Raw genomic sequence first — 9623 nt, 5'->3', positions numbered from 1 at the left:
CTAGGTAACGTAAGATTTCCTTCAATATATTCATAACTTTTGGGAATCATCTTAGGAAAAGCAGAACAATTAAAGAACATTATTTTTGAAGGAGTCAATCTCATAAAATTTGCGACTACCCATACCCAAATGCTGAGTTAATTGAAAGGAGCGATCGCGCCTCATAAAATACTAAGGAGGCTAAAAGAAAATTTCAGCTAAAATAGTTGTTTAAAAATCAAAATTTTTTTAATTTTATAGATATCATAAATTGTGGAAAGCAAAGCAAAAACCCCAAATTGGCTAGATTCATTAGGAAATCTAGCAGTTCCCATTGCAGCTTTAGCAGGTATAATCAGCTTACAAGTATTCTGGCCACCAAAAGCTTCTCCGTTAAAAGAGAAAATTGTTTTAGACTCAACAGATGCAGTCTTAGTCGAACAAAAAGAAGCTCTACAGTTCAAGCTATTGAAAGCATCTCCCACTTTTGGATTTGATAATTTGATTGCAGATTGGGTATTTCTCCAATTTCTCCAATATTTCGGGGATGATGCAGCCAGAAATGAAACAGGTTATTCTCTAAGTGAAGATTACTTTGATATTATTACCCAGTTAGATCCAAGATGGGTTGACATATATCTGTTTCTTTCCAACTCTTTATCTATATATGAAGGTAAACCCAAAGTAGCTGTAGAATATATGACCCGTGGTACTGATGCACTTTCCCCAGAGATAGATCCAGAAGCGTGGCAAGTATGGAGATTCAAAGGAATAGATCAATTATTATTAGTCGGTGATATTCCAGGGGCAATTAAGTCTCACGAAATGGCTGCTGAATGGGCTGAGAATACATCATACCAAGAGTTAAGCTCTCTATTTAGAAATACAGCAGAATTTCTCAAGACAGACCCCGATAGTAAATTAATCAAGTTTAACGCCTGGTTGTGGGTATATTATCAAACAAGAGACCAAAGGGTAAGGGAACGCGCTCAACAAGAAATTCTCGAACTTGGTGGTAAAGTGGAAATGAGTGAAGATGGAGAAAAGCGTTTTGTTTTGCCAGATGCTTCTAAATAGATTGGACATCCATTCTAATATCTATATGGTTTGAGGAGGTGGGGAGATGGGGAGATGAGGAGATTGGGAGATTGGGAGAGTTCGACTCGTTACTTCAAGGAAAACCCTAACAGAATTGAATATAAGGAAATATTATTTCTTTTCTCTTGGTCGATTGGAGATGGCGTTTCGCTCCGCGACATGAAAAGCATTAGCGTTAGCGAAGCTCCTCTGTAAGAGGCAGCGGCTCTGCAAGAGGCAGCTCCTCTGCTTTCTTCGGGAAACCTCGCCATCCCATCCTGACGGAATGCTCCGCTTTCCGACCGCTTTTTCCCCTTGAAAGGGTAGGCTTTTAACCAAGGTATTTAATTAATAATTAATATCAAATCCGGTTAATTGCACATACTATGAACTATCGGGCCACCAGTGGTAGTAGGTTAATCCATGAATCAGCTCACAGTGATTAAGTAAAGCACGACAACGTTGAAAGAGAATCTCTTCCAATTCTGTTAATGTTTCAAAACATTTATTGGCAATTGCTTCATTAGTTAAAGGCCACAACCGCTCTGCTGGTTGCAATTCTGGTGAATAAGGTGGTATGAACACCAAGTCCATGCCATTTGGAACTTCTACTTGTGGACTGGTATGCCATCCTGGGCGTTCGCGCGGTTCGTTGGGGAGCAAATCGCATACCAATATGACCCGCTTGTCTTCCCCAAGACCAAAATGTTCAGCAAAGTCGGCCAATACCCGATTAAATAGGTCAATTCTGACATAAGGTAGAATCCACCAATAGGTTTCTCCAGATTGTGGATGGACTTGCGCCATAAAGCCATAACCACTTAAACCGCCAGTTGACAGTAGCATTTGGTTGTTCCCCTTCACAAACCCAAACTTTTCTGACTACAGGCTTTAACCCTAAGCGATGTTCATCCATTGCCCATACCTGAACGTCGGCATCTGGATGCTCCTTCTGCACCGGAAGTGTTTCTATCGCTAGTTTTTTTTTCCACTCTTGTTGTTCTGCTTCTGAAGACTTTTGATGTTGTGGTCTTGGTGTTCTTCTGCGTAACCGTAACCCCTTGAGATACTCCCACCCAGGTTGAGGTGACATATGGCGTCCTAGTAATTCACTGAGCCATGCTGCAACTTTTGGCCCATTCCACAACCCTCCATCTGGGGGTTCTGAGTGTAGGACTTGCCACAACTGGGCTTGCTGCACATCGTTCAATAAGGGTTTTGCCCCTTGATTCCGGCTCCTTAAGTCTCCCAGACTATCGGGGCCAATTCGGTTGTAGCTACGAACTATCTCATAAATCCAATTCAACCCGAAACCAGTGACTTCTGCTACTTCTGCTGTAGTTTTACCCCTGCTTAATAACCAAATTACTTGGTAGTGAGTGCGAGCGATCGCGGAAGTTGCTTGACGATATCCCATTTCTAGTTCTTCAAGGGTTAGATGGGGTTGAATGGTAAGCGATCTTGGCATTTTGACTTACTAGCTACAGCAATACCCCTCTATTATACTATGTGCAATTAACTGGATTTGATATAATGATTATTAATTATTCGGTAAAAATTATCTTTTTCATCGAACAGACATAGGCGTGTCTAGTTTTTTATGACCCCTTATTATTCTTAATATTCTATTTTCAAATTGGTATAAGAAATTTATTATGATTGTGCAAGCGGAAATTATATGTAGAAGACTTCAATTGTCAAAAGTTGATTTAGGCTCGATCGAGTCTAAAAATATATAAATCCAAAATGTCAGACTAGGTAACAACCAAGGTAATAAAATAGCTGCTGAAATGTATATTTGTAGAGAAGCAAGAGCATAAATTAGAGTTAATAAAAATAGTGAGGATAAAATAATTTCTTTTTTTTGTATCTTAGAGTTAGAGTTATTATCTAACATTAATACCACTCCTTTTCCGAAAACAGCAGCCACCCCAATTAGCCATAAATTAGGAATAGGTATAACTAATCGTTGCTTAAGGAAATGATGAACCAGATAAGTATGAATTTCTCCCCCTGGAAATGCCCTACTTGGATCGGGAGGATTTTTTTGAGAACGCCAGTAACGAACAGCAGCAGGTAAAGGAAAATTGTCTTCTCCAGGAGTTAATCCTGCATCTTTATATTTAGCAGCAATAATTACTATTGACGGGCGTTTCTCTAGTGTCATTTTTGGTAATAATTCGTATTCATCACTCTCTAAAAGTTGCCAAGCAGGTAGACGTACAAAAATCGCTTCAGGAGGAATAGAAAAATCTATAATTGGATACAGCCACATTTGCCCTAGTCGATAAGAAAACTTCGTTAAAGGTTGTAAGCGAGATGAGCTAGAAAATAAATCCAAAAAATTTTTACCGGTAGTCTGAGCAATATGATTTTTGACTTGAGATAACAAATCAATTGAGGAATTAATCTGAGGTTGAAGCAAATTATCAGATTGTTCAAAGTTTAACAAGTGAGCAACTGCTAACAGATAAGCAAAGGGTAATGGTGTCTCAGTGGAATATTTCCTTGGTAGTAGTGTTAGATGAGTAACGTAACGATCGTAGCCTAATACATGAACATTTCCCTGTAGTCGCCACTTAGGGGAGGCTAACTCCGGTAATACTTCCAACCAACCACCAGATCCATTAGGGGATGTGGCAAATACAAACCAAGTGTTTTGTTGTTCTATGGATGAGCGTAGGGTCTGGGCTAGTTTTTTGTCATTTTCTGGTTGATAGCGATCTAAAATATAGTCAATACCAATTATTTTTGCGTTCATGGTCGTCAGTCGCTCGATGATTTTGGCCATATAACTACGATCTATTGGTACAGGATTGGATATTTTTGCTTTTGTGATCGAATCTTCGTCAATTTCTACTAACAGTACAGGCGGTGAATTTTGCCTCTCAACTTGGTTGGTATATTGACGATACATAGCTTGCACTAATACTCGCTTATCAATCAAAAACCTTTGAGTTGACAGTTGCAAACTACATAAAATCAATGCACTTATAGCCATCGCTTCTCTTCTTGTAGGCAACCACCTTATGAGTTCTTGTCTAAGACTCGATCGTTTGAGACGAAATAGTGGCGCTCCTGGATGGCGAAACAAAGATGGTATTAAATATGTGCTGGGGTAAGTGAGATTTTTCTCTAGTTTCAAAAATTGACACGCTGATAATAATGATTCGTGAACATCTTTGTATTCACCTAAACTTTGGAGAAATCTCACTAAAAATTCTTGGGCGACTTGGTTATGAATTGGCTCCCGCATGACTGCAACTTGACTTAAACCCAAGTCTATCAGAGCATTAGCAATACTTAACCCACTACAGGAGTTGAATATGGCAAATTGTAAACCCCTTTGTTTTGCCATAGTTAGAGGTTGGGAAATTTCTGTGATGCATAAGGTGGTGCTTGGAGAGATCGCTATTTCCCCACCTGTATTAACAGTTTCATTGCTATGTCCGGCAAAAAATAAAATATCCCACCCACGTTGGTCAGTTATTGCTTTGACAATTTTGTCTTTTAGCTCTGCTTGACTTTCTTGAGGTTGCCAACCCACAAACTCTACTTCAGCTATTGGGGAAAGAAATTTCACTGCTTCTTTATCTGCCTGAAAATTTAAACCTGTATCATCTCCCAATATTGCCAAGATTCTAGCTTTACTTCGACCTCGCTTGGATGGAGAATTTACTGTAGCTGTAGTATTGCGAATATTAATTGGTTGGCGAGCAATTCTAATTTTGCTGGATGCAGCAAATTCTGTAATCTCCCATGCTTCCCACGGTAAACGAGATAAGTCTTGGGAGTTGCAAGTTATAAACACATCAACTGTGGGTACATCAGTATTCTGCTGTGATAGTGAACTTCCTGTTTTTTGTTTGGCTGCTTGAGCAACGATCGCTCTAATCTCATACAGTTGTTCGTGTCGTAACCAACGATGAAACTCAAATACAAGTTTTGCTTCTGCTTGCACCAATTTTTGATGCCAATCAACTTGTCTGGTTAGTTTTCCTTTATTTACTACCCTTCCCCGCAAGGCTTTGTGATAAAAATTCAGATAATTTTGTTGCCAATCTTGGTAAGATATGGTGAGACTTTCAGGATAAGGCAGACTGACAGTTAATTGTTGTCCCATACCCCAAGCAAGTTCAAACAAGCATTGTTTTTCCACTTGTTGAATCTTCAGGTAAAATTTAGTGGCAGTCTGAGTCATATTCATTTAACTTTGAGCGGATATCTCTTTATTCTAACAATCCTATTTCTATTCTGGAAAAGCTAATAAAAAAAATTAGCGATCGCTCTAGTATTTTTCCGGAAAACAAGCGATCGCTGTAGTTAAAAGTAGAAAAAAGCAATATTGAAATCCCTCTCCACTCAAGCTGAACGTATATTTCTTGCTAATCTAAGATTATGTATCCAAGGTTGATGAGCTAATTCTGTAACTGCTTCTGCTGAAAGTTTAGCTGTAAAAGTACATCGTTTATGATTTACCCCTCTTACACCAAGTTTTTGTAAAAAGTTTGCCTCTATTTGATTTGGCACTTCTGTTGTCCGCACAAAAACTTCCATTGGCTGCTTTTGTGATGCTCGTTTTTTATTCAAGGCATTCACTAAACCTGGATCTAATTTACGATAATCTGTTAGGTTTTCCATTTTTTCATAGCGCTCCTTGGAGATAAGTTATTATCTCCGTTTTGGGCCTTCAGTGTTAATATTTACTTAATTTAGGTCTTCCTTATTAAGCAGTAGTTTAGCATTTTAATCAGGCTTGGTCAAGAATATTAGGTGGAACTTAAAAATAATTAATTAAAATCAGGACTATCTAAATGGCACTAATTAATATTTTCAAAAAATGGAATTCGGAATTAAAAATTTATAAGTATGTCCGAAGCGACTGGAACGGAGTGGAAGGAAGCAATCTCAAGGGTATGCGCCTACACTATAAAGATACCTTTAATATGAAATACAAAAAATTGTGCTACTTAAGAATTTCCCAATTGCTCAATCACCCTACCCCCCTACCTCCCCATCCCCCCATCTCCCTATCAATCTTTGGTATCTTTGGTAGCAAACATTAACGTATTTCATATAAGTAGGTAGGTAGGAAAATTTATAAGTATGTCCGAAGCGACTGGAACGGAGAAATAGAATAGAGTAAAAAAGTAGAAAAATGCTCCCATATTTACCATCTTGCAATCTCCCCTACTCCCCTACTCCCCTACTCCCTACTCCCTATTCTGAGGATTTAAGATATTGATAAGTTTTCTTAGACACCCCGCGAATCAACTCTACAGCATCCTGGTCATCATCCGGACGCTTCACCAATACAGCCAATAGATAGCGCTTGCCATTAAGCAAATCAATCATACCCGCATCCGCCAACACAGACTTGAGATTACCTGTCTTGTGAGCAACCACAGAACCCCTACCTACACCCCTTGGCAACAAGGAATCATTCTGAGTTCTCTCCATAATCCTAAATAAGCGATCGCGAGACTTCAGCGACACCAAACCACCCTGATTCACCTGTGAAATTAAATCGATCAAATCCTTGGGAGTGGTTGTATTAGTTCCCGACAAATCTGGTAAAGGATTATTAATAACAGTATTCTTCAAACCCCAACTCTGAAACAACTGATTCAAAACATCAGCCCCACCAAGTGCTTCAATTAAAATATTAGTGGCTGTATTATCACTAATCACAATCATCTTCCTCACAGTTTGCAAAGCCGTATATTTGGTACCAGGCTTCCGAAACTGCATATCTCCAGACCCTTCAGCTAGATGAGATTCCTCTATTGTTAACATATCATCTAATTTGATTCTCCCTTGCTCCACCGCCTGGAAAAAAGCCACTAAGATCGGCAATTTAATCGTACTAGCTGAGGCAACAGCAGTGTCTCCATTAATATCCACATAAGCACCATTATCAGTATCAATCAGAAATACTCCTGGTGTTAGCTTTGGGTATTTGGCGATGACTGTATCTAACTCTGTTTTCAAAGCTGCAATTTCCCTGGTTTGTTGTACTGCTAAAGGTACAATGGAAGGAGATTTCCATTCTTGATTGGTCTCTACTTCACTATCTGCTGCTTGAGATATCGGATTAGAACTACTTCCAGGCTGCAATATTGATAACACTGTTCCACCAATCACCGCTATTCCCACACCTAAGATTAACATCCGAGTTGCGTACAATAGCAAAGAAGAGGAACGAGAATTATGACGAGTTTTAACTGGTGATTTTTTAGTCGGTAGTGACTGAGAAATAAAAGATTGAGCTTTTTCTGGTCGTTTCTGAGGGCGAGCAGATGATGTGGGTTGTTGTTCTGCAATCTTCCTTAATCTAGCAAGTTCCTCTATTCGGCTACGTTTAGCCCTATGAGACTGAAATTTAGGAATCTCTTGTTTGAAAACTCTGGGTACAACAGTTTTCTTTTGTGGAGGTACTGGTCTGAGAAATGTTTGCTCAGAAGTTGGAAGTGGAAACTTGGCTACATTACGCTTTTTCTTGAGGGGTAGCTGCGGTTGCAGCCGATTACTAGGCTTTCTACTACTAGACTGCTGCGACTGAGAGTCGGAATTAGTAGTAGAAGATATTACTGAAAGAATCGATCGATTACGAAAATTCTGAACCACTCCAAACACCTTAATATATAACTATAATTTTATTGATTAATACCATTACATAAATATCAAAAGCCACCTCAGCAAAAATAATTTTTTCTTTGATTGAATAATCTAAAAATTAGAGCAAATCGAAATAATTATTTCTGTTAATTTATGACAGATTTTGATATTATTAATAGTGAATTTGTCTGATAATTATTATCGTCGCTACACTCCAAAGTTATTGGGTGTTAGGTAGCAGATTTTTCCCAACACTATTGCAGAGCAACCGGGTTGAAAACCCCACCGTTATTACCAGTGTCCACAATTTAATTAGGGTTGAATCCAAGGGAAAACATTGAACCTAAAACTGCACCCACAACCTACAACTTTCTTCAAGACTAGGCTCTGTACCAAAATTACTAGAAAATTAGCTTTGAACAGAAGCACTTGGCCTTACTAATCAGGTGTAAATCACCGCTCAACTAAACTTACTTAAACTTACTCAAAGGTCTGAAAGTCTAGTCATTCGTAGTGGCTCGACCACTACAGGGTTAAACGGCAAACCTTTTATTCCTTGGTCAAAGACATCAGGAATTACTTTTTTAATAATGTTCAACGACCCATTTACATCTGCATTTAATAATTTATTTTCCCTGGTTTTATACAACCCTCTTGTTACTTTTTTTCCACTAAATTTCGGTTTTTTTTCTCCATATTTCGGTAAATTATCTCCATCTAAACAGCTTGATTGAGATGTATAAGATTCTTCGGTGATTATTACTTTTATTCCGATTAATTGGGCTTTATACGTTAACATTTATATTAACCGATAATGAGGGATATTAACAAATTGTTGATTGTTCTTTTTCCCTAATTTTATCTCTTGTTTCCCATTCTGATTCTGCCCTATAATTAAGATTCCTATTTCATGGTTTACCGAAAAATAAAGGTTTAAAGCCTCTCATGAGCAAGGATAAAAAAGAAAAAAAAATTCCTTTTTAACCAATCCTATTCTTAAAAATAATTAATAATTATTAATTATTGAAACACCAATCTATTACTCTTTTACTGGCTGTATGGAGATAATTTTATACTCGACAATTTCGTTTGGGCTAAGAGCCGACATGAATGTGAGTTAATTTTTTTAACCGATGATAATTACTTTTATTGTGGTTTGTTTTTAATTGAGATTGTCAACAAGAACGCTGTTTATTATCAAATGTATTAATTGCTTTTAATGGTCTGCCTTTAATCATGCTTAGGTGAAATTCCTGTTTGATTTGTAGTTACAGCTATTAAATTATTTACTCCTAAATCTACTCCTGCTACTTGTTGATTTTCTGTGGTTTCCTCCTCTTTTTCATAGACTATTTCTATTATGTAACAGCTACTTTTAGGCACGATTCTGGCCTCGATTATTTCTGTCTGTGAAGTGGTAATTTTTATTTCACTCATAGACAGATGACAAATTCCTTTTTTTAAGGCTTTGCGCGTAAATTGATTCCTCTGGATAGGGCAGAATGTTTCGGCATGCATGTCTTATGTTTATATTTAGGAATTTTCGGTTTTCCTAAAAATTTCAATGTCGTTGTTTTTTCCATTCTTTTAAAGCCGAGAAATAACCAGTCTAACATCGATCTAATCTCCTAAGAATTTGCTTACTTACCTTGGTAGTTGATTAATTGATAATTAATAATTAATAATGGATAATGAAAACTATCTCTAATTATCAATTAAAAAGGAGAGGCTTTAAACCTAGATTCGATTAATTATCCATTATCCATTATCCATTATCCATTATCCATTATCAAAAAAGCCTTGTGGTCAATTTCAGACCAAAAAAGATGGTTTTTCGTGATTACATGACGTTCAACTAGCTTCATACCTTAATTGTAGCTGATAGGGACTCAATAGATGGACCACCGAACAAACTTACCCCTAGATAGTTTGATGGCTATAGTTATGAG

Annotated in this window: 8 protein-coding genes; 1 reads left to right on the top strand and 7 read right to left on the bottom strand. The window is 37.6% G+C overall.

Annotation, left to right across the window (positions count from 1 at the left end; translation table 11 throughout):
- The first annotated feature begins 252 nt into the window (after positions 1-252).
- Positions 253-1056 carry a hypothetical protein gene (locus F6K22_RS19920; RefSeq protein WP_293101618.1) on the top strand — a complete coding sequence of 268 codons (804 nt, stop codon included), beginning with the start codon at positions 253-255 and terminating at the stop codon, positions 1054-1056.
- A 384-nt stretch (positions 1057-1440) separates the two neighbouring features.
- Here F6K22_RS19920 and F6K22_RS43080 read toward each other — a convergent pair whose 3' ends face one another.
- The 7 genes from F6K22_RS43080 to F6K22_RS19890 all read right to left on the bottom strand — a co-directional run bounded on the left by F6K22_RS43080 (position 1441) and on the right by F6K22_RS19890 (position 9111).
- Positions 1441-1863: a transposase gene (locus F6K22_RS43080; protein WP_375340175.1), complete on the bottom strand. Its 423-nt coding sequence runs from the start codon at positions 1861-1863 to the stop codon at positions 1441-1443.
- Positions 1799-2524 (bottom strand): IS630 family transposase, encoded by a 726-nt coding sequence (locus F6K22_RS19915; RefSeq protein WP_375340174.1) that lies wholly within the window; start codon positions 2522-2524, stop codon positions 1799-1801. Before F6K22_RS19915 ends, F6K22_RS43080 begins: the two co-directional genes overlap by 65 nt.
- Positions 2525-2746: 222 nt before the next feature.
- Positions 2747-5263 (bottom strand): CHASE2 domain-containing protein, encoded by a 2517-nt coding sequence (locus F6K22_RS19910; protein ID WP_293101616.1) that lies wholly within the window; start codon positions 5261-5263, stop codon positions 2747-2749.
- Positions 5264-5418: 155 nt separating this feature from the next.
- The gene (locus tag F6K22_RS19905; protein WP_293101613.1) at positions 5419-5697 is read right to left on the bottom strand and encodes a hypothetical protein; all 279 of its coding nucleotides are present in this window, start codon (positions 5695-5697) and stop codon (positions 5419-5421) included.
- A gap of 579 nt (positions 5698-6276) precedes the next feature.
- The gene (locus F6K22_RS19900) at positions 6277-7683 is read right to left on the bottom strand and encodes a serine hydrolase (protein ID WP_293101610.1); all 1407 of its coding nucleotides are present in this window, start codon (positions 7681-7683) and stop codon (positions 6277-6279) included.
- Positions 7684-8158: 475 nt separating this feature from the next.
- The gene (locus F6K22_RS19895; protein ID WP_293101607.1) at positions 8159-8473 is read right to left on the bottom strand and encodes a zinc ribbon domain-containing protein; all 315 of its coding nucleotides are present in this window, start codon (positions 8471-8473) and stop codon (positions 8159-8161) included.
- Positions 8474-8904: 431 nt separating this feature from the next.
- Positions 8905-9111 carry a hypothetical protein gene (locus F6K22_RS19890; RefSeq protein WP_293101604.1) on the bottom strand — a complete coding sequence of 69 codons (207 nt, stop codon included), beginning with the start codon at positions 9109-9111 and terminating at the stop codon, positions 8905-8907.
- Positions 9112-9623: the final 512 nt, after the last annotated feature.

It is taken from the genome of Okeania sp. SIO2F4 (genome assembly GCF_010672385.1).
Lineage (GTDB): Bacteria > Cyanobacteriota > Cyanobacteriia > Cyanobacteriales > Microcoleaceae > Trichodesmium.
Note: the sequence above shows the minus strand (reverse complement) of the source record. Positions and strands in the feature narration are given on the sequence as shown.